33 protein-coding genes are annotated in these 23,939 nt (G+C 68.2%); 28 read left to right on the top strand and 5 right to left on the bottom strand.

All coding sequences use genetic code 11. From position 1 onward, the window contains the following. Window positions 1-127: 127 nt before the first annotated feature. Window positions 128-400: a hypothetical protein gene (locus B2742_RS10755; RefSeq protein ID WP_292066070.1), complete on the top strand. Its 273-nt coding sequence runs from the start codon at window positions 128-130 to the stop codon at window positions 398-400. A gap of 636 nt (window positions 401-1,036) precedes the next feature. Continuing rightward, window positions 1,037-1,471, top strand: a complete 435-nt coding sequence (locus tag B2742_RS10750; protein WP_292066068.1) for a hypothetical protein — start codon at window positions 1,037-1,039, stop codon at window positions 1,469-1,471. A gap of 198 nt (window positions 1,472-1,669) precedes the next feature. On the opposite strand, the gene B2742_RS10745 is transcribed toward B2742_RS10750, so the two are convergent. The 3 genes from B2742_RS10745 to B2742_RS10735 all read right to left on the bottom strand — a co-directional run bounded on the left by B2742_RS10745 (window position 1,670) and on the right by B2742_RS10735 (window position 3,544). Beyond that, a complete protein-coding gene (locus B2742_RS10745; RefSeq protein WP_292066063.1) occupies window positions 1,670-2,074 on the bottom strand; it encodes a hypothetical protein in 405 nt (134 codons plus the stop codon). A 182-nt stretch (window positions 2,075-2,256) separates the two neighbouring features. Beyond that, entirely contained in the window at window positions 2,257-2,682 is a 426-nt protein-coding gene (locus tag B2742_RS10740) for a hypothetical protein (protein ID WP_292066060.1), read from the bottom strand. 61 nt (window positions 2,683-2,743) lie between these two features. Beyond that, the gene (locus B2742_RS10735) at window positions 2,744-3,544 is read right to left on the bottom strand and encodes a DNA adenine methylase (protein ID WP_292066057.1); all 801 of its coding nucleotides are present in this window, start codon (window positions 3,542-3,544) and stop codon (window positions 2,744-2,746) included. 216 nt (window positions 3,545-3,760) lie between these two features. Here B2742_RS10735 and B2742_RS10730 point away from each other — a divergent pair, with 216 nt between their 5' ends. Continuing rightward, window positions 3,761-4,375 (top strand): hypothetical protein, encoded by a 615-nt coding sequence (locus B2742_RS10730; RefSeq protein ID WP_292066054.1) that lies wholly within the window; start codon window positions 3,761-3,763, stop codon window positions 4,373-4,375. On the opposite strand, the gene B2742_RS10725 is transcribed toward B2742_RS10730, so the two are convergent. Together B2742_RS10725 and B2742_RS10720 are read right to left on the bottom strand one after the other, a co-directional pair. Next, on the bottom strand, window positions 4,372-5,463 hold the full coding sequence (locus tag B2742_RS10725) for a phage portal protein (RefSeq protein ID WP_292066051.1): 1,092 nt from the start codon (window positions 5,461-5,463) through the stop codon (window positions 4,372-4,374). The two genes, B2742_RS10730 and B2742_RS10725, sit on opposite strands and share 4 nt — an antisense overlap. Then, entirely contained in the window at window positions 5,463-7,355 is a 1,893-nt protein-coding gene (locus B2742_RS10720; protein WP_292066049.1) for a terminase large subunit domain-containing protein, read from the bottom strand. The genes B2742_RS10725 and B2742_RS10720 overlap by 1 nt, the downstream gene beginning before the upstream one ends. A gap of 167 nt (window positions 7,356-7,522) precedes the next feature. Here B2742_RS10720 and B2742_RS10715 point away from each other — a divergent pair, with 167 nt between their 5' ends. The 25 genes from B2742_RS10715 (at window position 7,523) to B2742_RS10595 (ending at window position 23,939) form a co-directional block, all read left to right on the top strand. Next, on the top strand, window positions 7,523-8,416 hold the full coding sequence (locus B2742_RS10715; RefSeq protein WP_292066047.1) for a GPO family capsid scaffolding protein: 894 nt from the start codon (window positions 7,523-7,525) through the stop codon (window positions 8,414-8,416). Window positions 8,417-8,483: 67 nt separating this feature from the next. Further along, entirely contained in the window at window positions 8,484-9,524 is a 1,041-nt protein-coding gene (locus B2742_RS10710; RefSeq protein ID WP_292066044.1) for a phage major capsid protein, P2 family, read from the top strand. A gap of 69 nt (window positions 9,525-9,593) precedes the next feature. Further along, window positions 9,594-10,544, top strand: coding sequence for a phage terminase small subunit (gene gpM / locus B2742_RS10705; protein WP_292066039.1), 951 nt, complete (start codon window positions 9,594-9,596; stop codon window positions 10,542-10,544). A 4-nt stretch (window positions 10,545-10,548) separates the two neighbouring features. After that, window positions 10,549-10,824, top strand: coding sequence for a hypothetical protein (locus B2742_RS10700; protein ID WP_292066036.1), 276 nt, complete (start codon window positions 10,549-10,551; stop codon window positions 10,822-10,824). A 158-nt stretch (window positions 10,825-10,982) separates the two neighbouring features. Further along, the gene (locus B2742_RS10695) at window positions 10,983-11,471 is read left to right on the top strand and encodes a head completion/stabilization protein (protein ID WP_292066033.1); all 489 of its coding nucleotides are present in this window, start codon (window positions 10,983-10,985) and stop codon (window positions 11,469-11,471) included. Continuing rightward, on the top strand, window positions 11,471-11,701 hold the full coding sequence (locus tag B2742_RS10690; RefSeq protein WP_292066030.1) for a tail protein X: 231 nt from the start codon (window positions 11,471-11,473) through the stop codon (window positions 11,699-11,701). The genes B2742_RS10695 and B2742_RS10690 overlap by 1 nt, the downstream gene beginning before the upstream one ends. 75 nt (window positions 11,702-11,776) lie before the next feature. After that, on the top strand, window positions 11,777-12,007 hold the full coding sequence (locus tag B2742_RS10685; RefSeq protein ID WP_292066027.1) for a hypothetical protein: 231 nt from the start codon (window positions 11,777-11,779) through the stop codon (window positions 12,005-12,007). Then, window positions 12,004-12,345 carry a hypothetical protein gene (locus B2742_RS10680; RefSeq protein ID WP_292066022.1) on the top strand — a complete coding sequence of 114 codons (342 nt, stop codon included), beginning with the start codon at window positions 12,004-12,006 and terminating at the stop codon, window positions 12,343-12,345. Before B2742_RS10685 ends, B2742_RS10680 begins: the two co-directional genes overlap by 4 nt. Beyond that, window positions 12,342-12,803 (top strand): N-acetylmuramoyl-L-alanine amidase, encoded by a 462-nt coding sequence (locus B2742_RS10675; RefSeq protein ID WP_292066018.1) that lies wholly within the window; start codon window positions 12,342-12,344, stop codon window positions 12,801-12,803. Before B2742_RS10680 ends, B2742_RS10675 begins: the two co-directional genes overlap by 4 nt. After that, window positions 12,803-13,060 carry a hypothetical protein gene (locus tag B2742_RS10670; RefSeq protein ID WP_292066015.1) on the top strand — a complete coding sequence of 86 codons (258 nt, stop codon included), beginning with the start codon at window positions 12,803-12,805 and terminating at the stop codon, window positions 13,058-13,060. The genes B2742_RS10675 and B2742_RS10670 overlap by 1 nt, the downstream gene beginning before the upstream one ends. A 1-nt stretch (window position 13,061) precedes the next feature. After that, window positions 13,062-13,535, top strand: coding sequence for a hypothetical protein (locus B2742_RS10665; protein ID WP_292066012.1), 474 nt, complete (start codon window positions 13,062-13,064; stop codon window positions 13,533-13,535). A 279-nt stretch (window positions 13,536-13,814) separates the two neighbouring features. After that, complete coding sequence (locus B2742_RS10660) at window positions 13,815-14,228, top strand: hypothetical protein (RefSeq protein WP_292066009.1); 414 nt, start codon at window positions 13,815-13,817, stop codon at window positions 14,226-14,228. Window positions 14,229-14,253: 25 nt separating this feature from the next. Beyond that, entirely contained in the window at window positions 14,254-14,763 is a 510-nt protein-coding gene (locus B2742_RS10655) for a phage tail protein (RefSeq protein WP_292066006.1), read from the top strand. A gap of 1 nt (window position 14,764) precedes the next feature. Continuing rightward, window positions 14,765-15,238 (top strand): phage virion morphogenesis protein, encoded by a 474-nt coding sequence (locus B2742_RS10650; protein WP_292066003.1) that lies wholly within the window; start codon window positions 14,765-14,767, stop codon window positions 15,236-15,238. Window positions 15,239-15,330: 92 nt separating this feature from the next. Then, entirely contained in the window at window positions 15,331-16,233 is a 903-nt protein-coding gene (locus tag B2742_RS10645) for a baseplate assembly protein (RefSeq protein WP_292066000.1), read from the top strand. 6 nt (window positions 16,234-16,239) lie between these two features. Next, window positions 16,240-16,866, top strand: coding sequence for a phage tail protein I (locus B2742_RS10640; RefSeq protein ID WP_292065997.1), 627 nt, complete (start codon window positions 16,240-16,242; stop codon window positions 16,864-16,866). Continuing rightward, a complete protein-coding gene (locus tag B2742_RS10635; protein ID WP_292065995.1) occupies window positions 16,863-18,146 on the top strand; it encodes a tail fiber protein in 1,284 nt (427 codons plus the stop codon). Before B2742_RS10640 ends, B2742_RS10635 begins: the two co-directional genes overlap by 4 nt. A 75-nt stretch (window positions 18,147-18,221) precedes the next feature. Further along, window positions 18,222-19,883, top strand: a complete 1,662-nt coding sequence (locus B2742_RS10630) for a hypothetical protein (protein WP_292065992.1) — start codon at window positions 18,222-18,224, stop codon at window positions 19,881-19,883. A 2-nt stretch (window positions 19,884-19,885) separates the two neighbouring features. Next, window positions 19,886-20,653 (top strand): hypothetical protein, encoded by a 768-nt coding sequence (locus tag B2742_RS10625; protein ID WP_292065989.1) that lies wholly within the window; start codon window positions 19,886-19,888, stop codon window positions 20,651-20,653. 90 nt (window positions 20,654-20,743) lie between these two features. Further along, complete coding sequence (locus tag B2742_RS10620; protein WP_292065987.1) at window positions 20,744-21,337, top strand: phage baseplate assembly protein V; 594 nt, start codon at window positions 20,744-20,746, stop codon at window positions 21,335-21,337. Continuing rightward, window positions 21,334-21,705, top strand: coding sequence for a GPW/gp25 family protein (locus tag B2742_RS10615; protein ID WP_292065983.1), 372 nt, complete (start codon window positions 21,334-21,336; stop codon window positions 21,703-21,705). Before B2742_RS10620 ends, B2742_RS10615 begins: the two co-directional genes overlap by 4 nt. Before the next feature lie 13 nt (window positions 21,706-21,718). After that, window positions 21,719-22,867 carry a phage tail sheath subtilisin-like domain-containing protein gene (locus tag B2742_RS10610; RefSeq protein WP_292065979.1) on the top strand — a complete coding sequence of 383 codons (1,149 nt, stop codon included), beginning with the start codon at window positions 21,719-21,721 and terminating at the stop codon, window positions 22,865-22,867. A gap of 53 nt (window positions 22,868-22,920) precedes the next feature. Beyond that, window positions 22,921-23,433 (top strand): phage major tail tube protein, encoded by a 513-nt coding sequence (locus tag B2742_RS10605; RefSeq protein WP_292065976.1) that lies wholly within the window; start codon window positions 22,921-22,923, stop codon window positions 23,431-23,433. Between the two features lie 57 nt (window positions 23,434-23,490). Continuing rightward, a complete protein-coding gene (locus B2742_RS10600) occupies window positions 23,491-23,787 on the top strand; it encodes a phage tail assembly protein (RefSeq protein ID WP_292065974.1) in 297 nt (98 codons plus the stop codon). 23 nt (window positions 23,788-23,810) lie between these two features. Next, a complete protein-coding gene (locus B2742_RS10595) occupies window positions 23,811-23,939 on the top strand; it encodes a GpE family phage tail protein (RefSeq protein ID WP_349681125.1) in 129 nt (42 codons plus the stop codon).

The raw sequence follows: 23,939 nt of genomic DNA, 5'->3' as shown, positions 1-23,939 counted from the left end.
CAACCGTCCGCTTAGAAGACGGGGCTATTCTGAGGCTTTCCAACCGCATGGCTGTAAAACCGCCCCGGACCGCACCAAACCACCACTGGCGACGGTCGGCCGCGGTAAAACTTCCGGCGCTGATCTGATGGCGATCGGCGTCCCCTTCCCCGAATCGAACCGCGTCCTGACGGCGCCCTCGCCCGAGGATGCGGCGGCCGACACGGTCTACGATCTGCACGTCGCTGTGTGGAAGGATCTCGACGGCCAGATGCACGTCACCAGCAAATGGCAGTTCTCGGCCGCCGAGCTGGCGGCGCTGCAGGCGAACGGCGGCGTCTTCTGGTTCCACTGTTGGGGCGAGAACCACCCGCCCATCTCGATCGAGACGGTCGACGCTTTTGGCCGGGATCGGACATGAGGCTGATTGCGGGTCTACGGATCATCGAGAGCCTGCATATGGTCGACGGTCCTTTCGAAGATTGGTCGAGGGTTCGCTCTCCCGGCCGCGCCCGTCGACGTAGATGGAGGCATCGCCAGAACATTCGGATCTACTACACGCCGAAGCCGGGCTTCCTTCGAACAGACGACGCCCTGATCGGTCACCCGGCTACCTGCGCTAAGCTCATCGCGGCCGTCCAAGACCGCCGACCGAGGAACGACTGGGCCGACGCGATCGGCTACGGTCTCACCAAGCTGGGGGTGATCTGATGCCCTGCACAGTGACCACGCTCCCCGATGGCGGCCGCGCGATCGTCTGCAGCTCGGCCCGGTCCCAGCGCTGCGCCTGCGGCGCGGTCGCGACGCAGCTCTGTGACTGGAAAGTGCCCGAGCGTCGCAGCGGGACATGCGACCGGCCGCTCTGCCGGCGCTGCAGCCATGGCCCGACGCCCGGCAAAGACCTATGCCCGGCCCACGCCGCTGTGTGGGCCGACGTTCGACGGGGACTAGAACCTGCCCTCCGGTCGATCGAGGAGTTCGCCCGCCGCATCCGCTCGGCGGTGGAGGCTGCGAACCAGCCATGAGGTTCAGCCGATTCCTTCGCCACGACACCGAGATGGTCACGGGCCGAGAGCGCGCGGGCGTCGAGCGATCCCAGCGAGAGAAGCTTCGACGACTGCCCCTCCTGGCCGCCATCGTCGCCGAGACCTTGCCGACTGTCGAAGAGCAAATGGAAACCAACCGCCAGGCGAAGCGCGAGGCCGAGCGATCGATCCGCCAGAGGCGGGCGGACGAATGGCGACAAGGCCGCACGGCGCTTTATCGGCTAAGCTCCAACCTCCGGCCCTTGGCGCTCGAGTACTGGAACACACATCGCTGGCTGCCTGGGTCGCCCCAACACCTGATCGCGATGGTGGGCAGCATCGAGCGCGGCGCCCTGACGCCTGACAAGATGAGCGCGGGCATTCGGACCAGCCTCGAGACTACCGCGCGGCTCGGGCCGGTGGCAGTGGGGCCGGCACCCAAGGGATGGCATCTGAAATCGGCTTGAGGCCGCAAGGATCTGCAATACGCCACAGGTCGGCGCCCTGCCCTATCAGCCCCGGCGGGCCTGCCCCCACCGAGGGCACCGAAGTGCAAAAAATTCGATCTCTAAAGCCCGCGGGCGAGGCGGGGGGAAAAGCGCGGCGCTCTGGTCGAGGCTGAGGTGGTCGGGGTCGAGGGGCCTCGCGCGCACGCGAGGGGCCTGTCAGGGGCCGTGGGGGCGGCGCTGGGCCCCGATGGGCAGCGGAGGGTCGCGGGAGGGCTGTGTGCGGGCTTCTGCCGGCCTGCGCGGCGGTGGCTCGGGCTGGGCTCTATGCCAGTCCGCGGGCCAGTCGGCCTGCAGCTGCAGGCATTGGTTGGTTTCGGGCGGGACGCCATGGAAGTTCACGACGCCATGACAGCCGAAGCGCCGGCATCGCGGCTGTCGGTTCCACAGCGTCTCGGCCGCGCCGAGCTTGAACTCCATGACCGTCAGGTCGACCAGCATGGTCAGGTGACAGTGGACGCAGACCGACCAGACCACCCAGCCTTGGTCGATCATCTCGCCGATCGACGCGGCGCGCTGGCGCCAGAACGTCGCCGGCCGGCGTTCCGGCTTCACCCAGCTCAACGGTCCAGCTCCTGACGGCTCAACCGACCCGACGCCGCTCTACGGCGCCATCGGCGATCGGTTCAAGCGGTTTCGTTCCCCTAATGTTCCTCTTCGGGATCCCGCGCACAAAAAAGGGCCCGCAGATCTGCGAGCCCTATTCTTGCGCTGGTCCCCCCGGTCCAGTTAGCGAGCGGTCCGGCTTATGTTGGCGGCAGAGGATCCACGCCCAGGATCGTCGCATAGGCCTCGCGGCTGTCGTAGGTGGCGTCGACGTGCTGAACCTTCCCGTCGGGCCGCAGCGTTGCGCGGTCATAGTCATCCACGCCGCCAGGAGTCACGGGCGTGGCGCGCCCGCCGGCGTTGACGGCCCAACCGATGAGCGGCTCGGTGTCGAGGTAGTCGCGTTGGCCATCCTCGCCGCCGCACTGATCGAGGACAAAGTAGCCGGGTGGAGCGGGGATGACGCCACGGATGTCGAAAGCCTGGGCCCGCTCCCAAGCGGCCGGCTCGGCCATGTAGGTCTCACCTGTGGCCACCTCGAGTGAAACAAGGGGGCCGTCGAGATGGGCGCGCGTGACCCGGTTAACAGCCAGCTGAGAGAAATCGACGAGTCTTACGAACGACATGGGCAGCTCCCGGGGCAAGCGACCATGGTGGCCGATTCGGGCCGCCATGGTCAGTCCCTGATCAGCCGGTGATGATCACTTCGCCGGCGGGCCGCGCGCCCTGCCCGGCCAGGCCGTAGTGGGTGCTGACGCCCTCGATCGAGAACCTGGCGAAGATCTCGCGCACCCGCGGGTGATCGTTGAGCGACAGGATGAAGCGGCCCTTCAGCCGGCCCAGCTGCTCGGCCATCACCTCGAACTCGGCCTGGTCGAACATGCCCGGGCCATAGTCGTCCTCGCAGCCGAAATACGGTGGGTCGAGGTAGAACAGGATCCCGGCCTGGTCATAGCGGGCGATGAACTCCGCCCAGGGCAGCTGCTCGATCGAGACGGCCTCGAGACGGCGCGCGGCCGCGAGCAGATCCTCGCCCACCTCGCTGGCGCGGAATCGGCTTGGCCGGTTCTTGGCCATGCCGAAGTTCCGGCCGCTGACCTTGCCGCCGAAGGCCATCTTCTGCAGCACGACGAAACGGGCGGCGCGCTGAAGGTCGGTCAGCAGCGTCGGATCCTGACGCTGCGCCAGGTCGAAGTCTGCCCGGCAGTGCAGCTGCAGGGCGATCAGGTCGTTCAGGGCCCCGGCGTGGGCCCGCATGCACCGGAACAGGTTGGCGACGTCATAGGACCAGTCGTTGATGATCTCGACGCGCGGCCGGCGTTGGCGCCGGAAGAAGACGCCGCCCATGCCCACGAACACCTCGGCGAAGATGTCATGCGGCGTGGCCTCGATGAGGGCGCAGGTGCGCCGGGCTAGGTTTCGCTTGCCGCCGATATAGGGCGCGATCGGGCGGACGGACTGGACGGGAAGGAAAGCGTTTGCGTTCACAGGAGACTCAACAACAGGTTGCCCGCGCCGGTCAGGCCGGTGGCGGGGCGAAAGGGGTGTGCACCCCCGGACGTGTCGAGTTTCGGCTCGGCGGCTCGGGTGTTGACGCACCCGGCCCCCGCTTCTTCAGCTGGGGCACCCAGCCTCTCGCTCCCTGGGCCTGCGGGCCCAATCGCGGGCCGTTGTAAACACGGCCTTCGACAACAGGTCCGGCCAATGCTGCAGCGCGCGCTCGAGCTCCTCGCCACAGTCCAAGCCCGGGTCTTCGCGGGGCTGGCCATGTTGGCGGCCCTGGCGGCCTTCCTGGCGCCCGTCGAGGGTTGGACCTTTGAACTGCCACTGGCCATCGCCGCGGCCGCCACCCTCGCCCTGTGGCTGTTGGCCGAATTCCAGTCGGCCGTAGTCAGGCACCCGCACGACGTCGAGCTTATGAAGACCGTCCTGCAGCTGATCGGCGCTGACGAGCGCGCGCTCCTGCGCACCCAGGACTTCCTCGACGACTTCAAGCTGAAGGAATTCGCCGGCGTCCGCCGCATCTCGACCAGCTGGGAAGGACCGGAGTTCGAATTCCTCGACGCCGCTCTTCAGCGTCGCTGGGCCCGGACTTTTGGGGTCATGGTCACCTTCCGCGATGAAATGGCCCGACGGACGGCGCCTCGGCGCGGCGCCTTGGATTGGCAGACGGTCCGCACCGGCCGCGAGCTCGCCGCCGGCGACGAGATCAGCGACCAGGCCCGAGACGACGCCAAGGTGCTGAACGACACGGCAACCCAGCTCACGGCGGAGCTGGACGCCTTCATTCCCTACGCCAAGCGCCGCCTGGGTCTCTAGTCCTTCTCCGCCGGCGTCGGGCCCGGCGACTTCCGCTGATATTCGCGGAATCGGACCACATCGATGCCCAGCCATTCGTTGATGGCGGTGAACCGGCCCTGCAGGGGCACGATCTCCTGGTCATAGAAGACGTCGGCCGCCTTCCCGACGTCGCCGAAGCCGCCGGCGTTGGCCGGCACGATGCCCAGCAGCTGCGGCGGCGTTCGCCAGGCGGCCAGAATGTCGTCGCGGCTGGTGTTCTTGATGCCGAGGAACTCGTCCTTCGCCGCCACCTCGCTGATCGGGATGACCTGAATGCCGTCCTTCTTGCCCCCGGGGGCATGCAGGAAGACGTTCCTGAAGTTCCCGGGCCCCTTGCTGTTCCTCAGCGCGGTGCGCAGGCCGTCGACGTCGTTCTGATCGATCTGGCTGTCGGTCGAGTACAGGATGAAGCCGGCATGCGAGCCGTTCTCGTAATAGCGCCGGCGGAAGATGGTCGCCGATTCATTGAGCAGCGTGGCCTGGATCGCTCCGATGTATTCGGGGACGCCGTAGATGTCCTGGTTGAGGTCCGGCGCCATCAGCTGCAGCACGCTGTCCTTCTCGAATTCCCACTCGCCCAGGGCGCCGCGGCCGCGGTCCGCGTTCAGCTGGAAGAATTCGCCCGGCTCGACGCCGCGGCGGACGTATTTCGCCAGCGGCCGGTCGAGCCGCATAGGCCGGTTGCGGATGTTGTCCACCCGGGCGGGATAGGCGTTGCCCAGCGTGACCAGGTCCAGCACCAGGCCCTCGAAGGTCTGGGCGTTCAGAAGCGGGTGCGGGATGAAATGGGCCTTCAACAGGTTGACCCGCAGCTGGATGGCGCTGGCGTGGTGCGGGCTGGCGAACCGGGTCCGCGACAGGCCGGCCAGGTCGATCGGCGGCGTATACCAGCGGCCGTTCCGCCAGCACTCGAAGCTCTCCATGAACTCGCGGCGGCTCAGCACCGGCTCGGGCGCGCCGAAGGTGAAAGACGTCGCCTTGGCGGGCGAGCCGCTGGCCTCGATCAGGGCGGTCGAGGCATCGCTGCGGGGCATGCGGCGCGCGGCCAGCTGGGTCGCTCGGGTCATCAATCGAAGATCTCCATCATGCTGCCGGTGCGCCCGCCGTTCGACGGGGCCTCCAGAGCTTCGTTGTCGAGGGCGTGGGCGATGGCCCAGAACAGGTCGGCGTGGCCGGTCAGGGCCGATCGGCCGGCCTCATAGGTGGCCTGGCGTCCCGAGGCCGTCAGGGCCTTGCGGATGGCCATGAAGCTGGCCGTGACGTCGGTCTGGCCGGCGTCGTATTCCAGGCGCGCGTTGACGACGACGTCCTTGGCCTTCAGCACCAGGCGCGTCTTCACCTCGGGATTGTAGCGGTGGCCCCTGACGGCCGGGAAAAACTGGCGCACCAGCTGGATCACCGCCAACCCGATTCCGGTTTCGTCGATATCGATCTTCTCGACGCGGTACCGCTTCGTGACGCTCCGGATGGCCTCGGCCTGGGCCGTGAAGTCCATGCCGGTGAACTGCAGCTTCTCGAGCAGCCGGAACTTGCCACCCGGGACCGCCGGCGGCGCGACCACCACCAGGGCAGCGTTGTCGCCCGTCGCGGCCGGGTCATAGCCGACCCACACCGGCCGATCGCCGAACGGCCGCCGGCCGAGGATGTAGGCGGTCCAGTCGAAGTCGGTCCAGGCGTCGCGGGCGTCGACCTGACACCGGCGCATTTCGGTGAGCGGGAAGACACTCAGCGTGTCGTCCACGAAATTGCACATTAGCAGGTTGCTGAACTGGTCCGGTGGATACTGGATGCGCAGCTCGTCCAGGTCGAACAGGTCGCAGCCGCCGGCCAGGGCGTCCTCGATCGTCACGATCTGGCGCCAGCGCCGATCGGCCAGTCGCTTGCCCAGCTGCAGCGCGCCGTGGCTGACGTCGAACGGCTGTCGCTCGTGCTTCGGCTTGTGCTTCAGGAAGCTCTCGCCGGTCCAGAAGGCATAGGCCGGGTGGGTGATCGAGCTCGGCGTCGAGAAATAGGTCTGCCGATAGCGTTTCTGCATCGCGATCGCCGAGGCGACCTTCTGGATCTCCTCAAACCCATGCACCCACATGAATTCGTCGAAGTAGAAATTCCCGTGATAGCCCTGCGCCGTCCGGTAGTTCGTGCCCAGGAAGTAGAGCGTCGCCGGCGTCAGCGCCTCGCCCTCATCGCCCTCCCGGCCGATGACCAGCGGGTCGCCGCGCAGCTCGACGCCGATCGTCTCGAAGACGAAGTCGACGATATAGCCCCGGAACAGGTAGGCTTGGTTCTTCGAGGCTGACAGGAAGATCTGGTTCCGGCCGGTCTCGACCGCGTCGCAGATGGCCTCGAGCGCGAAATAGAAGGTCGCCCCGATCTGGCGGCTCTTCAGGATGACGCGGGTCCGCTCCTCGTTGGAGGCGACGTTCCAGCCTTCCTGATACTCGAACAGCTTCGCCTCGAAGGCCTCGCGCAGCTGCAGCGCCTGGGCCGCCGTGATGACGTTGGCCTTGGCCTTCTTCTTCGGGCCCGCGTTCCGGGCCGCGACCTTGTCGTTGAGGTGGCCGGAATGGCCGCCGTCGCTCTCGAACTTGCGGATGCGCGCGAACTGCACGGCCTGGCGGCCGAGCAGATCCAGCTCCTTGAAGTCCAGGCCGGACTTCCGGTCCTTCATGGCCAGGGCGATGTAACGGGCCTCGGTGACGCCCTCCATCCGCTCCAGCGTCGATGACTTGTCCCATTCGTCGCGGTGCTTCCACGCGGCGATCGTGCCTTCGGGCAGGCCCAGCAGATCGGCGATGTCCACCGGCCGCCAGCAGGCCCAATAGAGGAACTTGGCCGCCCGGCGGGCATCCAGCAGCGCCGTGACCGGGAAACCGAAGCCGCCGTTCGCGGACAGCAGGGCGCCCAGGTCTTCCGACCCGCCGTCGGGGGCGCCCTCGTCCTTTGTCGGCCGTAGCTTCATGGCCCGGACGCTGCCCGCGCCGCCCGGCCGACGCGCGCGAGGGCTGTTGTAAACCGCCCGCGCAACAACAGGCCCGCCTTGAGAAGAACGGCCCGGCGGCCCCGTCTAACGGCTCATTCGCGCGCCTTCCCTGGCGCTCCTCTGCAGCTGATCAGGACCGCCCGCCCATGGCCAAGACCAAGTTCCTCCGCGTCGCCGTCGCAGGCTTCACCGCCTCGGATGGCCGCACGATCGAGCCCCACTGGCTGACGGAAATGGCGGCGAACTACAACCCGGCCACCTTCACCGCCCGCGTCAACGTCGAACACATCCGCAACCTGTCAGCCGACGGCCCCTTCCCGGCGCTGGGCGACGTCCTGGCGCTGAAGACCCAAACCGACGAAATCGAGATCGCCGGCAAGAAGGAGAAGCGCGTTGCGCTTTACGCCCAGATCGAGGGCAACGACATCCTGCAGGGCTATCTGGCCAAGGATCAGAAGAAGTTCACCTCGATCGAGATCGAGCCGAACTTCTCGGGCAGCGGCAAGGCCTACCTGCTGGGCTTGGCGGCCACGGATAACCCCGCCTCGCTGGGTACCGAGGCCCTGAAATTCTCGGCCGGCCAGGATCCCTACGCCAAGGAGCTGAAGGCCGCCCTCGATGCGCGCAAGCAGCACGCCTCCTGCCTGTTCTCGGCCGCGATCGAGACCACCTTTGAGTTCGACACCGCGGCCGACGCCGCAAACCCGGCCGCCGGCGGCGAGTCCGCCCTGGACAAGGTGCTGAGCGCCTTCGCTTCCGCGCTGAAGCCGAAGGAAGAGCCGAAGCCGCAGAACCAGGCCGCCGATACCCCGGCCGACCCGAACGCCGGCCTGGTCGCCGCCTTCACCAGCTTCTCCACTGGCCTGACGACCGCGCTGAAGGCCGACCGCGAGGCCAGCGAGGCCAAGTTCGCCAAGCTGTCCAGCGAACTGGCCGGCCTGAAGGACGAGCTCGACACCACGCCGAAAAACCACAGCCAGATCCAGCGCCCCGCCACGCCCGGCGGCGAGGGCGCCGGCGTCGTCCTGACCGACTGCTGACCCCCGCCGTCCCCCTCGCCCCCGACTTCACCCGCTCCCCGATCGAAACCCCCGCCCGGATCCGAAAATGAACAGAGCCACCCGCATCGCCTTCAACGCCTTCCTCGATCAGCAGGCCGCGCTGAACGGCGAGGATCCGGACACCGTCCGCACCGGCAAACAGTTCACCGTCGACCCGTCGATCCAGCAGAAGCTGATCGACAAGGCCGGCGAGAGCTCGGAATTCCTGAAGGCCGTGAACATCGTGCCGGTCGAGGAGATGCAGGGCGCCAAGCTGGGCCTGGGCGTCAACACGCCGATCGCCGGCCGCACCAACACCGCCGGCGGCACCCCGCGGGCCACCGTCGACCCGTCCGGCCTGGACGAGCAGGGCTACGCCTGCAAACAGACGAACTCCGACACCCACCTGACCTACGCCAAGCTGGACATGTGGGCCAAGTTCCCGGACTTCCAGACCCGCATCCGCGATGCGATCGTGCGCCAGCAGGCCCGCGACCGCATCATGATCGGCTTCAACGGCGTCTCGGCCGCGGCCACGACCGACAAGGGCGCCAATCCGCTCCTGCAGGACGTCAACGTCGGCTGGCTCGAGCACTATCGGGCCTACGACGCCGGCTCGCGCGTGCTGGACGAGGGCGAGGTCGAGGACGATCTGATCATCATCGATCCGGTCGACGGCGACTACAAGAACATCAACGCGCTGATCATGGACGCCGTCCACAGCCTGATGCCCGCCTGGTCCCGCAACGACACCGAGCTGGTGGCCATCCTGTCGGATGACCTGCAGCACGACACCTTCTTCCCGCTGGTCAACAACAACCTCGAGCCGACCGAGACCATGGCGGCCGACCTGATCATCGGCGCCAAGCGCGTCGGCGGCAAGAAGGCGGCGGCCGTGCCGTTCTTCCCGAACGGCTCGATCTTCATCACCCGCCTGGACAACCTCTCGATCTACGAACAGTCGGGCAAGCGCCGCCGGACGATCGTCGACAAGGCCGAGCTGGACCGCGTCCAGACCTTCGAGTCGTCGAACGACGCCTATGTCGTCGAGGACTACGACTTCGGCTGCTTCATCGAGAACATCCAGTTCGGCCGCACCCCCGACTAAGCCTCCCGAGCGACTGACCCGGCCGGTTGATCCGGCCGGGTGCTTTCCCGGCAACACGGAGCCTTCCCCTTGAGCCTCGCCAGACGCGCCATCCAACGCAAACTCGCCGGTCAGAAGTTCGACTTCGCGGCCCGCCGCGCCATGCTCGACGCCGGACAGGCTGCGCGTTTTGATGATGGCGCCGATGACGCCGGCGACGCCGCCGCCGCCTCGGCCGACGCGCCCGCCCTGGCCCGCATCCTCGCAGGCGCATCGCCGGCCGCCGCACGGGCCATCCGCGCCGTCGCCGGGCGCGGCACCCCGGCGTCGCGTTTGCGAATGCGCAAGGAGGCCGCCAACGAGAACACCATTCAGGATGGCTCGGCCGACCTGACGCCCTACGACCAGATGCTGCTGCAGCTGCACCGCGACAAGGACCAGCTGAAGTCCATCCAGTCGACCGAAGGCAAGGTCGCGCTGAAGCGCGAACTCCTACCCGCCTACACCCCGTGGATCCTCGGCCGCCTCGAGGCCGCCGCCGGCGGCCAGCGTCCGTCGCAGGATGACGTCCTGGTCGCCGTCATGATCTGGTCGATCGACACCGGCGACTATGTCCACGCGCTCGAGCTGGCCGCCTATTGCCAGCGCTACGACATGGCCATGCCCTCCAAGATCACCCGCGACCTGGCGAACTTCGTCACCGAGGAGATCGCGGTGGCCGCCCTGGCCGCCTATCGCGAAGCCCCCGGGTCGGCCGACGCCTTCCCCGGCGCCATCCTGGGCGACGTGGAGGAGCTGTTCGCCGACGTCGACATGTTCGACCCGGTCAAGGCCAAGCTGAACAAGGCCCTCGGCCTGGCTATCCTGGCCGCCGTGCCGGCCGACGCCGCCGATGACCAGGTGGTCCTGATCAAGAAGGACGCACTGTCGCACTTCAAGCGGGCCCGCGAGCTCGACAGCGCCTCCGGCTGCGTGAAGCTGATCGAAGGCCTCGAGCGGGAGCTGAAGAAGATCACCCCTGGAGAGACCGATGCCTCGTAGATTCATGTCGCTGGCCATCGCCGGCTGCCTCACCCTGCTCGCAGTCGCCGCGCCGGCGATGGCCATGACCGCATCGCATATCGACTATCGATGGCCGGACTTTATCGACGCCGCCGCCCGCCTGCAGATCGAAGGCGAACTGCGCGCGCTCGACATCGAGCCTGTCGCCGTTGCGACGGCCGAACAGGTGCGGATCTACCAACTGCGCCGCGTCGCACGGCTTTCCGACGATCGGCTGGCGCTTTCGCCTGCACCGATCGGCTCCGACCTTTCGGTTTAACGAGCTCGCCCCCCGGCGCTCGGCGGCGGGAGGGGAATGCGACAGCCCTGTGGGCCGCTACGCCGCATCATCCCCTCCCCCACCGCCGTAGCCGGACGGGCCAATCCTAGGAAGGGAGACCAGGCCGTCTGGCCTCAATCCCGAAAGCGCATCTGACCTTGACCGGCTTCGTCTCCCTTCCCCCCAACTCCGACGCGGAACCGCCCGAGGAACGCCCGGCCGAATTGGTCGGCAACGACGGCTTCTGGCCCGACGTCAACCTGGTGCAGCTGCGCGACGCCGTCCGCCTCGACACCACCATCCTGCCCGATCGCCTGCGCGACGCCGTCATCCAGGCTATGCTCGAGCTGGCCCGATCGCTGGCCATCTGGCGCGAAGCCAACGCCGGCGACGCCGCGAACCTGCAGGCGGTCACCCCGCGTCGCGAGATCGATGGCGTTTCCGACTATGTCCACCTCTACACCCGGGCGGTCTACAGCCTGGTCGGCGCGGATCTGGGCGAACGTCTGCTCGCGCAATCGTCCACCGCCGCCGGCGGCGATCGCCGGGACGAGCTGACGGCCGAGGTGGATCAGCACCGCCGCAACGCCCGCTGGGCCGTCCAGGACTTCCAGGGCCTGCCCCGGGCCACCGTCGAGCTGATCTGATGGCCCTGCAGGCGGCGATCACCGTCAACGCCCACGCCGGCGAAACCCTCGACGCCCTGGTCTGGCGCACCCTCGGGCGCGGCCGCGGCTCCGTCGAAGAAATCCTTGCCGTCAACCCGGGCCTGGCCGCCGTTTCGGAGGCCATGCCCGAGGGCTACGCCGTCGTCATTCCGCCGGCGGCCGATGCCGACGAACTGGCCGTGACCGAGATGGTTCAGCTCTGGACCTGACGGGCCTGTTGTAAGCCGGGTCCGTAACAACAGCCCCGCGTCGCAATCGGCCGCGCGCTGGGCCGACATGCCGACATGTCCGCAACCGCCACCCGCAACAGCCCGGCGCTGACCATCTCCACGGCCCAGCTCGCCCTGGCCATTCTGGTCCAGGTCGTGGCAGCCGCCGTCCTGTTCGGCGGCCAGTTCCAACGCGTCGACGCGCTCGAGCGCGTCACCGAACCCCTCGCCAAGGGCGACCTGGTCGCCGTGCAGCGGGACGTGGCGTGGATCCGCGAGCGCCTCGAGAAGGGCGACCGGCCGTGAAAGTCACTCAGGCCCAGTTCTTCGGCTTCCTGAAAGCCCTGCCCCTGGTCCGATTCGCCCTGATGTTGGGCGGCGGCCTGGTCGCCACCATCGGTGTCGCCCACGTCCAGCTCTGGCTGCTGGGCCACCGCGGCTTCCCCAATCTCGAGAGCGTCTGGCTGGCCCGCGTCCAGGGCGCCGTCGCCCTCGGCTTGGCCGCCACCGCCATCATCGCCATCGTCATGGTCACCCTGGCCTTCGGCAAGGCCGGCCGCGTCGGCTTCAAGGGCGCTGGCTTCGAGGTCGATGTCGACTTCGACGAGCCCGATTCCCCGCCGCCATCCGGAGATCCGTCGTGAAACCCATCCGCCTGCTCGTGGTCCACTGCTCGGCCACGCCCGCCAACCGTGATATCGGCGTCGCCCAGCTGCGCGCCATGCACCTGCAGCTGGGCTGGCGCGACGTCGGCTACCATTACGTCATCCGCCGGGACGGCCGCGTCGAGAAGGGGCGGCCCGACACCGTCGTCGGCTCGCACGTCAAAGGCCACAACGACGGCTCGCTGGGCATCTGCCTGGTCGGCGGCGTCAAGCCGAACATGACCGCGGAAACCAACTTCACCGAAGCGCAGTACGCCGCGCTCGAGCAGCTGCTCCGCGATCTGCACGGCCGCTATCCCGCCGCCCGTATCTGCGGCCACCGCGACCTGTCGCCCGATCGCGACGGCGACGGCGTGGTCGAGCCGGGCGAGTGGGTCAAGGCCTGCCCCACTTTCGACGTCGGGGCTTGGTGGGCCCAACGTCAGCTGTCGCACTGATGGACCGGCTCCGCGCCTTCTGGGCCTCGGCCCAGCTGATCGTCTCTGCGGCGATCATCCTGGCCATCGTGGTCAGCCTTGTGGTCAAGTTCGGCTTCGCCTGGGCCCTGATCGCCTGCGTCGTGGTCTTCCTGATCTGGGCCCGCCGTTTCGACCCCGGTCCCTACGGTGCGAACGCCTGGTTCGTTCCCCTCGTCGGAATCTTCGCCGCTGTCTGCCTGGCTGTTGGCCTGATCGTCCGCCTGGCGGTGACCTGACATGCCGGACCTGCGCAAATTCACCCCGCTCCACTGGATCCTGGTCGCCATCGCGGCCGTGATCATGCTCGGCGCTGTCGTAAGTTTCATCGGAGGCCTCGGCTTCCGCTGGGATCCGTTCAACTGGACGCTCAAGCGGGCCGAGCGGGCCGAGAGCCAGCTGGTCACCGCCAGATCCGACGGCGCGGCCCGGGCGGCCGAGGTCTCCGGAGCCCAGGCGACCACCCGCATCGTCGAACAGGCCGCCGTCGATCGCGCGGCCGCGACCGACGTCGTCCACCGCTACGCCATTCACCTCGAGGCCTCCGCCCATGACCCGATTCCTGTCCCTGACGATGGCGCTGATCTGCGCTCTGTCATCGGCGAGCTGTGCGGGCTTCGGCCTGCCGTCTGCGCCGGCCACGGTGACGCCACCGCGGCGCGAGCTGCCGGCGACGGCGCGCCAGGCCTGCCAGATCCCCGCCCTTCCCGCTGACCTGACCTATCCGGGGCTGAAGCTGCTGTTCGCGGCCGCGGCCGCGGAGATCCTGCGCTGCGACGTCGCGCGCCAGACCGGCGTGGACACCCACGACGGCGAGCATGCGGACGAGGATGCCTGGCTCGGCCGCCGCGTCGGGACGAACTGACGCCTAGCCGCCTGTTGTAAACCGCCCGGCCGACAACAGCCCCGCCTCGCGCCCGCGCGGCGACCGTAGCGTCATGCGGCCTTCCCCGTCGTCCCGACACCCTGTCTGCCCGCCCTCCGGAGCCACCCATGCCCTTCGCCGCCAAGACCGTCGACCGCACCATCGCCGAACCCGGCCTCGAGGCCGCGGTTGAAACGACCGCCTACGGCACCCGCGGCTTCGCCCGCATGGCGATCCAGTCCATCGCCAAGCTGGTCGGTGACGTCTGGAAGGCAGTCCCCGTCTCTGCCGACGATCCGCTGCCGACCGCGGCCCGCGGCTATCGCAGCGCCACGGCCATCGTGGTCGGCACCAACCAGACGCCCGGCCGGGCTGTCCACGTCATCGCCACCGTCGCCGGCCTGGTCAAGGTGCGCCTGGCTGATGACACCGAAGTCCTGTTCCCGGTGATCGAGGGCGTGACCATCCTGCCCGTCGAGGCGAAGACGATCGTCGCCGCCGGCACGACCGCGACCGTCACCGGCTACCTGAACCTGGCCTGATCCGGCCGCTGGCCAGGAGGCGCGCATGTTGAAACCTGATTCCGTGCGCGCCTTCCTGACCGCCGCCATCCCGGCGCTGAAGGCCGAGCCCGACCGCCTGCAGATCTACATCGACAAGGGCTCGATCCGGGCCACGGGCGTTCCTGGCGCTAGCGGCGTCATGGGTTTCGAGTACCGCTACACCTGCACCCTCATGCTGCTGGACTTCGCGGTCCATCCGGACGCCGTCATGACGCCCCTGGTCGCCTGGGTGGCCGTCAACGAGCCCGAGCTCCTGCAGAACTACGACAAGAACCGCGAGGGCCTGGCCTTCGAGGCGGACATCCTCGACGCCAGGAAGATCGACCTGCAGATCAGCCTGCCTCTGACCGAACGCGTCATCGCCACGCCGGTCGACGGCGGTTTCAACATGGTCCACGCCGCCGAACCGGCCCAAGCGGGCGTCGAGAGCTGGCCGGCCGGCCCGGCCAGCCCACCCGTCATCCACAGCATCTACGCCGACGGCGAGCTGATCGCCGAGATTCCGGCGCCCTGACGTGGCCGATGAGCTCGAGCAGCTCGAGGACTGGATTGGCGGCCTGATCCAGCAGATGCAGCCGGCCGAGCGCCGCAAGCTGGCCCGGGCCGTCTCGCTGGATCTCCGACGGGACAACGTCGACCGCATCGGGGCCCAGAAGAATCCGGACGGATCCAGCTACACGCCCCGCAAACGCGCGCCGCTGCGGTCCAAGTCCGGCCGGATGAAGCGCCGCGCCGACGCCATGTTTCAGAAGCTGCGCAAGCCCGCCTATCTGACCGCGGCGCATGACGAGAGCGAGGCCAGCATCGGCTTCCCGAACGCCACCGTCTCGCGCGTGGCCCGCGTCCACCAGGACGGGCTGCGCGATCGCGTCGCCCGCACGGCCGACGCGCCGATTGTCGCCTATCCGAAGCGCGTCCTGGTCGGCTTCAGCCCGGGCTACCGCGAGCGTCTGGCGGATCTGGTGTTGGCGCATCTGAACCCGGGCTAGAACGTCCCCTGCGCGAGGGGCGCTGTTGTAAACCGCCGCCGTGACAACAGCCCTGCCTCGCGCGCGGGCGACGGCGACGACGACATGGGGCCATGCTCAGCCCCTCCGTCACCAACACCGGCGTCGACCTGTCGAAGCTGCCGTCGCCGGAAGTGGTCGAGACCCTGTCCTACGACGTCATCCTGGCGGCCATGTTGGCCGACCTGGTGGCGCGCGACCCGGCCTTCACTGCCCTCGTGCCCAGCGACCCGGCCATGCGCATTCTCGAGGTCTGCGCCTACCGCGAGCTGCTGATCCGCCAACGCGTCAACGACGCCTGCAGGGGAGTCATGGTCGCCTACGCCGTGGGCGGCGCCCTCGATCACCTCGGCTCCCTGGTCGGGGCCATCCGCCTGGTGTTGACCCCTGCTGACGAAGAGGCCGGAACCGACGCCGTCCTCGAGAGCGACGATTCCTTCCGCCGACGCATCGTCCTGGCCCCGGACGGCTTCTCGGTCGCCGGGCCCGAGGCGGCGTATGTCTACCATGCCCTGTCCGCCCACCCCGACGTCCTCGATGCGACGGCGATCAGCCCGGAACCGGGCGAAGTGCTGGTCACAATCCAGTCGCGCATCGGCTCGGGCGTCGCCGACGCTGAAGTCCTCGAGGCGGTCGACGCGGCCCTGAACGCCGAAACCGTGCGCCCCTTGACCGATCAGGTGACCGTCCAGTCCGCATCGATCGTCAACTATGCGGCCGAGGCGGAACTCTGGATCTTCGCCGGGCCCGACAGCGCCGTCGTCCTGGCCGAGGCGATCGCCAGGAGAGATCTCTACATCGCCGAATGCCGCCGGCTCGGCCGAACGCCCACGCGCTCCGGCCTGATCGCCGCCCAGCACGTCGCCGGCGTTCAGCGCGTCGTCCAGATCCAGCCGGCCGCCGACGTCGAAGTCGACCGCACCCAGGTTGCCGTCTGCACCTCGGCCAGCACCACCATCGCCGGCATCGACGAGTAGCGGCGGATGACGACACCGGTCCTACAGCCGCCGAACACGAGGAAGGGAGATCGCGCGCTCGAGCTCGCGAGCGCGCGCCTTGCCGCCGTGCCCGTCGTCTTCCCGGTCGTCTGGAACCCCGAAACCTGCCCCGCCGATCTGCTGCCCTGGCTCGGCTGGGGCCTGTCGATCGACATCTGGGATCCGGCCTGGCCGGAAGAGACCAAGCGCCAGATGATCGCCCAGGCGATCGAGCGACAGCGCCGCAAGGGCTCTGTAGCCGCCGTGCGCGAGGTGCTGGACGCCTTCGCCGTCGGCCTTTCCATCCACGAATGGTTCAACACGGGCCTTCCGCCTTACACCTTCGAGGTCCGCCTGCCGGTCGAGGGTGGCGAAACGCCCTTGGCCAGCTTCATTGAGAAGGTCGCCGACCAGGTCGTTCGGGTGAAGCCCGCTCGGGCCCACTTCACAGTGGCCCAAACCCTCGATCTGGCGGCCGAGGTCGGCCTTCTGGCTGTCGGCCGGGCCGCTGCAGCCCATCGCATGGAAATGGCCGAGGCGGCCGACGTCGACTGGTCCGATCACCTCCTGACCAGCGATGGCGAACCCCTGTTCACCGAGGACGGCGAGCCGCTCCTGGAGGAAGACGCATGACCACCCTCGCCCTGATCGTCACCAACGCCGGCTACGCCGCCCTGGCGGACGCAGAGACCATGGGAACCTATGCGGTCCATGTCGTCGAGATCGGCCTGACCGACCAGGTGTTCGTGGGCGCCAACACCCTGACCGCCCTGCCCGGCGAACATAAGCGCGTCGACACCATCGCCGGCGAGGTCACCGGCCCGGCGTCGCTCAACATCGTCATGCGTGACGATGGCGGCGACAGCTACGGCGTGAAGGGTTTCGGCCTCTACCTCGAGGACGGGACGCTGTTCGCGGTCTATTCCGCCGGCGAAACGATCGTTGAGAAGTCCGGCCTGGCATCGGTTCTGCTGACGATCGACGTGGCCTTCACCGACGTCGACGCTGCCCTGATCGAGTTCGGCGATATGAGCTGGACGAATCCGGCCGCCACCGAAACAGTCAAGGGCGTCGCCGAGATCGCCACCCAGGCCGAGGCTGAAGCCGGCGCCGACCACACCCGCATCGTTTCGCCCTTGGTACTGGATAGCGTCGTCCGGGCCCGGACGATCACCGGCGGGGGCCTGATCACTGGTGGCGGCGACCTGCGCGGCAATCGGGTACTCACGCTCGAGGAGGCCAGCGAAGCCGAGGCCGTGGCCGGCGTGAACGCTTCCAAAGCCATCACGCCCCGACGACTTAAGGCCGCGATCGACGCCCTGATCGCCGGCGCGCCCGGCGCGCTGGACACCCTGAACGAACTCTCCGCGGCCTTGGGCGACGATCCGGACTTCGCCGCCACGATGACCAACGGCCTCTCCTTGAAGGCGTCCCTGGCCTACGTCGACGCCCAGCTGGCCGCCGCGCGTGAGCAGCTGCTGGTCGAACGCTGCGGCACCCTGGCTGTCCTGGGCTACGACATGGCCCTCTTCGACCCCACGGTCATGATCCTGGCCAACGGCGGCACCGCCAGCCGGGTCGATGATGCCCGGCTCTTCGCCAAATTCGGGACCACCTACGGGGTCGGGGACGGCGCCACCACCTTCGGCCTGCCCGAATGGCGCGGCGAGTTTGTCCGGGCGCTGGATCTCGCCCGCGGCATTGACGTCGGCCGAACTCACGGCTCGGCCCAGGCGCAGTCGATCCAGAGCCACAGCCACTCCATTCCGTCGAATGACGACAGCAGCACCGGCAACGGCTATGTCGAAGACGCGCAAGGCTCGGGTACGGCGCGGACCGCCAGCACCGGCGCGACTGGCGACACCGAAACGCGGCCCCGCAACATCGCCCTGCCCCACGCCATCTGGCGCTGACGCCGCTGTTGTAAACCGCCGCCGCGACAACAGCCGCTGCGCGCGGCGACCTGCGCGCGCGACCAACAATGGCCCATGGCCAAAACAACCACGCTCCCGCTCGCCGGACCGCTGACCGGCGCTGAAGCCCTGATCGCCTCGCAAGACGGCCAAAGCGTCCAGGTTCCGATGGAAGACGTGGTCGACAAGGCGCGCGAAGGCGCCGAAGAGCTGACTGCAGAACTTCGTGAGCCCCTTGCCGGATACATCGGCGATGACGCCGTGGTCCCGCTCTATCTCGACGCCAACGGTCGATTGGTCGTTGGCGTGGATCGGGCAACCGGCAAACTGGTCAATCCCGCGATCCCGGAGACGCGCTACGACGTGTTCCTCGGCCAGTCCGGCCAGGCTCTCTATATCGGATCAGATGACGTGCTGCCCCTGGTCCTGGACCTGGGCGGCCGTGTCCTGACCGGCTTCAACCGGACCACTGGCGCTTTCGTGGGGGTGGCCACCAGCGCGGGTGGCGGCGAGGCCGCGCCGCCGACGCTGATCGCGGCGCCCCGCGTTCCCCTGACGACGCCGATCATCCCCAAGGCCTATAATCACCGGCTTTCGTATGGCCAGTCGCTCAGTGTGGGGGCCGCCGCCGGCGCGCTGCTGTCGATCACCCAGCCCTACGCCAATGTGACCTTCGCCGGCGGTCCGCGCGCGTGGGACGGCGCGACCTGGGATTTCGGGGCCTTCAAGCCGCTGGTCGAGGACCAAGTGTCGCCCGCCCCCGACGCCAGTACAAACCGGAAGGAGACGCTCTGCTCCGGCTCGGCCAACTACACGACGGAATGCCTGATCCGCGAGGGATGGGCGCCCGATGATCACATCATCCTCGCCTCGACGGCCGGCCACGGCGGATATCGCATCGACCAGCTCGACAGCAGCGCGCCCTGGTATGCGAACCTGCTGGCCCACGTCAGCGGTGCACAGGCTCTCAGCACCGACCATGCCGTCCACGCGCTGGACTGGATTCAGGGCGAGAACAACGTCGGCGTCACGAACTTCGCCACCTATCGAGCAGACCTGGAACAGTTCCAGGTGGACGCCGAGACGGACATCATCGCCATCACCAGCCAGGCGTCGCCCGTCTACCTGCTGACCTATCAGCTCAGCTACGGCGTGAAGACCAGCCCCGATATCGCGCTGGCTCATCTCGACCTGGCCCAGAAGAACCCCAAATTCTTCCTGACGACGCCGACCTATCACCTGCCCTATGGGGGCGACAACGTACACCTGACGGCGCTCGGCTATAAATGGATCGGCGCCTACCACGGGCGCGCCTATGCGGAACTGGTCCTGGGCTTCCAGCCGCAATGGCTGAACCCGGTCAGCGCCACCGTTCGGGGAGCCGAGATCCGGGTTCGGTTCGACGTCCCGACCCTGCCGCTGGTCCTGGACACAGAGGCCCTCGCCGTCACCACGGATCACGGCTTCGCGGTGACCGACGACGCGGCGGCCGCGGAGATCGAGTCGATCGCCGTCTCGGGCCGGGACGTCGTGATCACATTGTCCGACATCCCCACCGGCGACGTCGTCGTCCGATACGCCCTGGACCACCTGGGCGCGGGGCTGACCATCACCAACGGGGCCAGCGGCAACCTGCGCGACAGCACGCCGGACACCGCGATGATTTCCGGCCTGGCCTGCCCGCTCTGGCACGTCTCCCCCGCTTTTCAGCTGAACGCCATCGCCCTGGAGGCCTGACCATGACCGCCTATCCCCTCGTCACCATTCTTCCGTTCGAAGTCGATGACGACACCCTGCCGATCGTTCCCGAGAGCGATCTCCAACGCCTCTATCCGTACGAGGCGGCCGCCTACGAGCACTGGATCCTCGGCGGGTCGGCCGACAGCCTGATCGGCCGCGTCAACGGCCGCAGCCTGACGCCGCAAAGCAACGGGATCACCTATCCCAGCGAGGATTACCTCTCGATGCTGGGCACCCAGGGCAAGGCCCTGCTGACCGACATGGAAGAGTCGATCACCCACACGGATACGATCGTGGCGGTGTTGCGCCGGACGGGAGGATCGCCGGCGGCCTGTGTGCCCTTCGGCACTCTCAGCCCCTCGGCCGACGCCCCGACGACTGGCTGCTCGCCGTTCTTCTCGACTGCGGACGTGATCTGGAACCGGGCCAATGGACTGAACACCGGCGTCAGCACCGGCAAGACCGCGCCCGAGGACGTCTGGCTGTTCATCGCCATGGCGCGCTCCATTACCGCCCTGGGAATGACGATCCGCCTCCTCGTCGGCGGCCAGACGCTTCACCAGGAGGCGCCCGCCGGGACCTATCGCCCCGCGGCCAGTCCGAAGAAGATCGCCCTGGGCAGCGCCTACTTCAACTCAAACGCTTCGGCGGCCCAGGATGTGGCCGAGTTCCTCCTGTTCGATCAGGCGCTGTCGGCCTCGGCCCTGGCGGCGCTCTACGCACGAACCAAGGCGCGCTGCGCCGATCGCGGCATCACCGTCGTCTAGTCAGGACAGCGACCCTCCCTGTTGTAAACCGCGCGCGCAACAACAGCCGCAGCGCGCGCGGGGCCCGGCGTCCGACCAACATGGCCGGACATGCGCAGCAGCGACCAAAGCCAGGACCAGAACGGGGACGCCGCCAATGCGGTGCGCGATCTCGTGCGCCTCGGCGTCGTCCAGTCCGTCGACCTGGGCGCCGCGCGCTGCATCGTGGATCTCGGCGATGACCTGATCACCGGGCCCATCCCCTGGACGGCGGGCCGCGCCGGCGGGCTGAAGATCTGGACGCCGCCGACCGAAGGCGAGCAGCTGCTGGTGTTCGCGCCTGAAGGCGATCTCGAGCGCGCCGTCGCCGGGCCGTCCCTGTTCTGCGACGCCAACGCCGCGCCGGCGGCCGACGGACGCACCCACATCCAATTCCCCGACGGCGCCACGATCGCCTACGACCTGGCCGGCAAGCTGGACATCACGGTCATCGCCGACGTGAAGGTCACGGCCCCCGGCAAGATCGAACTGATCGGCATCGTCGAAATCACGGGCGACGTTTCGATCACCGGCGACGTCTCCGTCGACGGCAAGGTAGAGGCGACCGGCGACGTCAAAGCCGACACGGTCAGCCTGCAGGGCCACAAGCATACCGGCGTCACCGCCGGCGCTGGCGTCTCCGGTCCGCCGCAGGTGGCGCCATGAGGGGCATGCAAGCCGGCACCGGCAAGCCGATCAGCGGCCTGGACCATCTGATCCAATCCATAGCCGACATCCTGACCACGCCGCTCGGGTCGCGCGTGATGCGCCGCGACTACGGCTCGGCCCTGCCCGACCTGATCGATCAGCCCATGAACGGCGCCACCCGCATGCGCCTCTTCGGCGCTGTCGCCACCGCCCTGCAGCGCTGGGAACCGCGCATCCGCCTGACGCGCGTCTGGCTCGAGCGCGGCGCCCGCGACGGCTCCTGGATCCTCACCCTCGCCGGTCGGCGTCTCGACGTCCCCGCCCGAAGCGAGCTCGCCGCCTTCGACTTCAACCTCACGCTGGGCGCCAACGCCCAGCCCGCCTGACCCCGGAGCCCCTATGTCCGACACGTTCTTCCACGGCGCCCGCGTTACCGAAGTCACTGAGGGTGCGCGCGACCTGCAGGCCCGGTCGACGTCGATCATCGCCATCGTCGGCACCGCGCCAGACGCCGACGTGGATCTGTTCCCGGTGGACACCCCTGTCCTGGTGACCGATCTGCCGACCGCGATCACCGACCTGGGCGCAGACGGCACCCTGTCGCCCGCGCTCGAGGCCATTTTCCAGATCACCACCCCGATCGTGGTCATCGTGCGCGTCACCGAAGGCGAGGGCGCTGAGGCGGCGGCCGACACGCTCGAGAACATCATCGGCGCGGCCGGGCCCAAGACCGGCCTCTACGCCCTGCTCGGCGCTGAAGCCGCCGTCGGCGTGAAGCCCAAGATCCTCGGCGTCCCGGGCTTCGGCGCGGAAACCGTCACCGCCGCCCTGGCGATCGTGGCCAAGAAGCTGAACGCCTTCGGCTACGCCGGCTGCGACACGGCCGACACCATCGCCGAGGCCGTCACCTATCGGGAGGAGTTTTCCGACCGCGAGATCATGCTGATCTACGGCGACTTCAGCTCGGGCGACGCGATCGCCCGCGCCCTGGGCATGCGCGCCTATCTGGACGAGACGCAGGGCTGGCACAAATCCCTGTCCAACGTCGCCGTCCCGGGCGTGACCGGCGCCGTGCCGGCCCTGCACTTCGATCTGCAGGATCCTTCGTCGGAATCGGGCGTCCTCAACGCCGCGGCCGTCACCTGCATCGTCCAGCGCAACGGCTATCGCTTCTGGGGCAACCGCACCTGCAGCGACGATCCGAAGTTCGCCTTCGAGCCCTACGTCCGCACGGCCCAGGTGCTGCGCGAAACTATCGCCGACGGCCTGATGTGGGCCATCGACAAGCCGCTGCACCCGACCTTGGCGCGGGACATCCTGGACACCATCAACAATGAGTTCCGCCAGCTGAAGGCCCAGGGCCGCATCATAGACGGCCGCGCCTGGCTGGATCCCAGCATGAACACCGCCGACACCCTGGCCGCCGGCAAGCTGGCGATCGACTACGACTACACGCCCGTCCCGGTGCTCGAGGATCTCGAGCTGACCCAGCGGATCACTGATCGCTACCTGGTCGGCTTCGCCGACGAGGTGAACGGCGCGGCCTGACCGCAACCCCCGCCCTCGCCCATCCCTCTCGCTGACACCGGACCTTAAACGCCATGGCCGCTCTGCCCCGTAAGCTCAAGAACATGAACCTGTTCGTGGATGGCTCGTCCTTCCTCGGCGAGGTCGCCACGGTCACCCTGCCGCCCATGACGCGCAAGACCGAGGACTATCGCGGCGGCGGCATGAACGCCCCGGTCAAGACCGATCTGGGCATGGAAGGGCTGTCGCTCGAGTGGGGCGGCGGCGGCTTCATGCCCGAGATCCTGGCCAAGTTCGGCGACCCGAGGATCGGCGGGGCCCAGCTCCGCTGGATGGGCGCCGTGCAACGCGACGACACCGGCGCCGTCGACTCCGTCGAGGTGGTCACCCGCGGCCGCTTCAACGAGATCGGCCGCGGCGAAAGCAAGGTCGGCGAGGACACCGAGCAGACCCACAAGACCGACCTGGTCTTCTACGCCGAGTACTGGAACGGCGTGGAGATCTTCTACATCGACATCCTCAACATGATCGAGCGCGTCCGCGGCGTCGATCGCCTCGCCCAGCAGCGCAAGGCCATCGGGGCCTAGGCCCCGCCCCGCCTGACCAGATCGCCCGCACTTCATCTACCGTCTCAGGATTAACCCATGGCCGAAACGATCTTCACCCCCGTCGAATTCGAGGAGGGCTTCAAGCGCGGCGAAGAAGACGTCGTGAAGGTCCAAGTGCGCCGGCCGGCCGCCGGCGAGCTGCGCGGCCTGGCCGTGCTGGACATCCTTCGGCAGGAATACGCCGCCGTCGCCAAGCTGGCGCCGCGCGTGACCATGCCGGTGATCACCGAGGCGGACGTCGCCGCCCTCTCGCCGGCCGACTTCATGACGTTGGGCTCGGCCATCGCTGATTTTTTCATGAGCCGCCAGGCGCGGGAGGCGGCTGGCCTGTAAGCGTCGACGAACTCTTCGGCGTCATCGCGGCCATATACCACTGGCCTGAAGAGACCATGGACCGCTGGACCGTCGAGGAGCTGATCGATCACCACCAGCGGGCCGTGCGCTTGTGGAACCAGATGCACGGCGACGGCGGCAAGAAACCCTGA

This window comes from Brevundimonas sp. UBA7664 (assembly GCF_002483305.1).
Lineage (GTDB): Bacteria > Pseudomonadota > Alphaproteobacteria > Caulobacterales > Caulobacteraceae > Brevundimonas.
This window is presented reverse-complemented; position numbering and strand designations above follow the sequence as displayed.

Coding starts and splice junctions, on each gene's coding strand:
- B2742_RS10755 (WP_292066070.1), top strand. CDS start 128: ATGGCGATCGGCGTCCCCTTCCCCGAATCGAACCGCGTCCTGACGGCG.
- B2742_RS10750 (WP_292066068.1), top strand. CDS start 1,037: ATGGTCACGGGCCGAGAGCGCGCGGGCGTCGAGCGATCCCAGCGAGAG.
- B2742_RS10740 (WP_292066060.1), bottom strand. CDS start 2,682: ATGTCGTTCGTAAGACTCGTCGATTTCTCTCAGCTGGCTGTTAACCGG.
- B2742_RS10730 (WP_292066054.1), top strand. CDS start 3,761: ATGCTGCAGCGCGCGCTCGAGCTCCTCGCCACAGTCCAAGCCCGGGTC.
- B2742_RS10725 (WP_292066051.1), bottom strand. CDS start 5,463: ATGACCCGAGCGACCCAGCTGGCCGCGCGCCGCATGCCCCGCAGCGAT.
- B2742_RS10720 (WP_292066049.1), bottom strand. CDS start 7,355: ATGAAGCTACGGCCGACAAAGGACGAGGGCGCCCCCGACGGCGGGTCG.
- B2742_RS10715 (WP_292066047.1), top strand. CDS start 7,523: ATGGCCAAGACCAAGTTCCTCCGCGTCGCCGTCGCAGGCTTCACCGCC.
- B2742_RS10710 (WP_292066044.1), top strand. CDS start 8,484: ATGAACAGAGCCACCCGCATCGCCTTCAACGCCTTCCTCGATCAGCAG.
- B2742_RS10700 (WP_292066036.1), top strand. CDS start 10,549: ATGTCGCTGGCCATCGCCGGCTGCCTCACCCTGCTCGCAGTCGCCGCG.
- B2742_RS10690 (WP_292066030.1), top strand. CDS start 11,471: ATGGCCCTGCAGGCGGCGATCACCGTCAACGCCCACGCCGGCGAAACC.
- B2742_RS10685 (WP_292066027.1), top strand. CDS start 11,777: ATGTCCGCAACCGCCACCCGCAACAGCCCGGCGCTGACCATCTCCACG.
- B2742_RS10670 (WP_292066015.1), top strand. CDS start 12,803: ATGGACCGGCTCCGCGCCTTCTGGGCCTCGGCCCAGCTGATCGTCTCT.
- B2742_RS10665 (WP_292066012.1), top strand. CDS start 13,062: ATGCCGGACCTGCGCAAATTCACCCCGCTCCACTGGATCCTGGTCGCC.
- B2742_RS10660 (WP_292066009.1), top strand. CDS start 13,815: ATGCCCTTCGCCGCCAAGACCGTCGACCGCACCATCGCCGAACCCGGC.
- B2742_RS10655 (WP_292066006.1), top strand. CDS start 14,254: ATGTTGAAACCTGATTCCGTGCGCGCCTTCCTGACCGCCGCCATCCCG.
- B2742_RS10645 (WP_292066000.1), top strand. CDS start 15,331: ATGCTCAGCCCCTCCGTCACCAACACCGGCGTCGACCTGTCGAAGCTG.
- B2742_RS10640 (WP_292065997.1), top strand. CDS start 16,240: ATGACGACACCGGTCCTACAGCCGCCGAACACGAGGAAGGGAGATCGC.
- B2742_RS10635 (WP_292065995.1), top strand. CDS start 16,863: ATGACCACCCTCGCCCTGATCGTCACCAACGCCGGCTACGCCGCCCTG.
- B2742_RS10630 (WP_292065992.1), top strand. CDS start 18,222: ATGGCCAAAACAACCACGCTCCCGCTCGCCGGACCGCTGACCGGCGCT.
- B2742_RS10625 (WP_292065989.1), top strand. CDS start 19,886: ATGACCGCCTATCCCCTCGTCACCATTCTTCCGTTCGAAGTCGATGAC.
- B2742_RS10620 (WP_292065987.1), top strand. CDS start 20,744: ATGCGCAGCAGCGACCAAAGCCAGGACCAGAACGGGGACGCCGCCAAT.
- B2742_RS10615 (WP_292065983.1), top strand. CDS start 21,334: ATGAGGGGCATGCAAGCCGGCACCGGCAAGCCGATCAGCGGCCTGGAC.
- B2742_RS10610 (WP_292065979.1), top strand. CDS start 21,719: ATGTCCGACACGTTCTTCCACGGCGCCCGCGTTACCGAAGTCACTGAG.
- B2742_RS10605 (WP_292065976.1), top strand. CDS start 22,921: ATGGCCGCTCTGCCCCGTAAGCTCAAGAACATGAACCTGTTCGTGGAT.
- B2742_RS10600 (WP_292065974.1), top strand. CDS start 23,491: ATGGCCGAAACGATCTTCACCCCCGTCGAATTCGAGGAGGGCTTCAAG.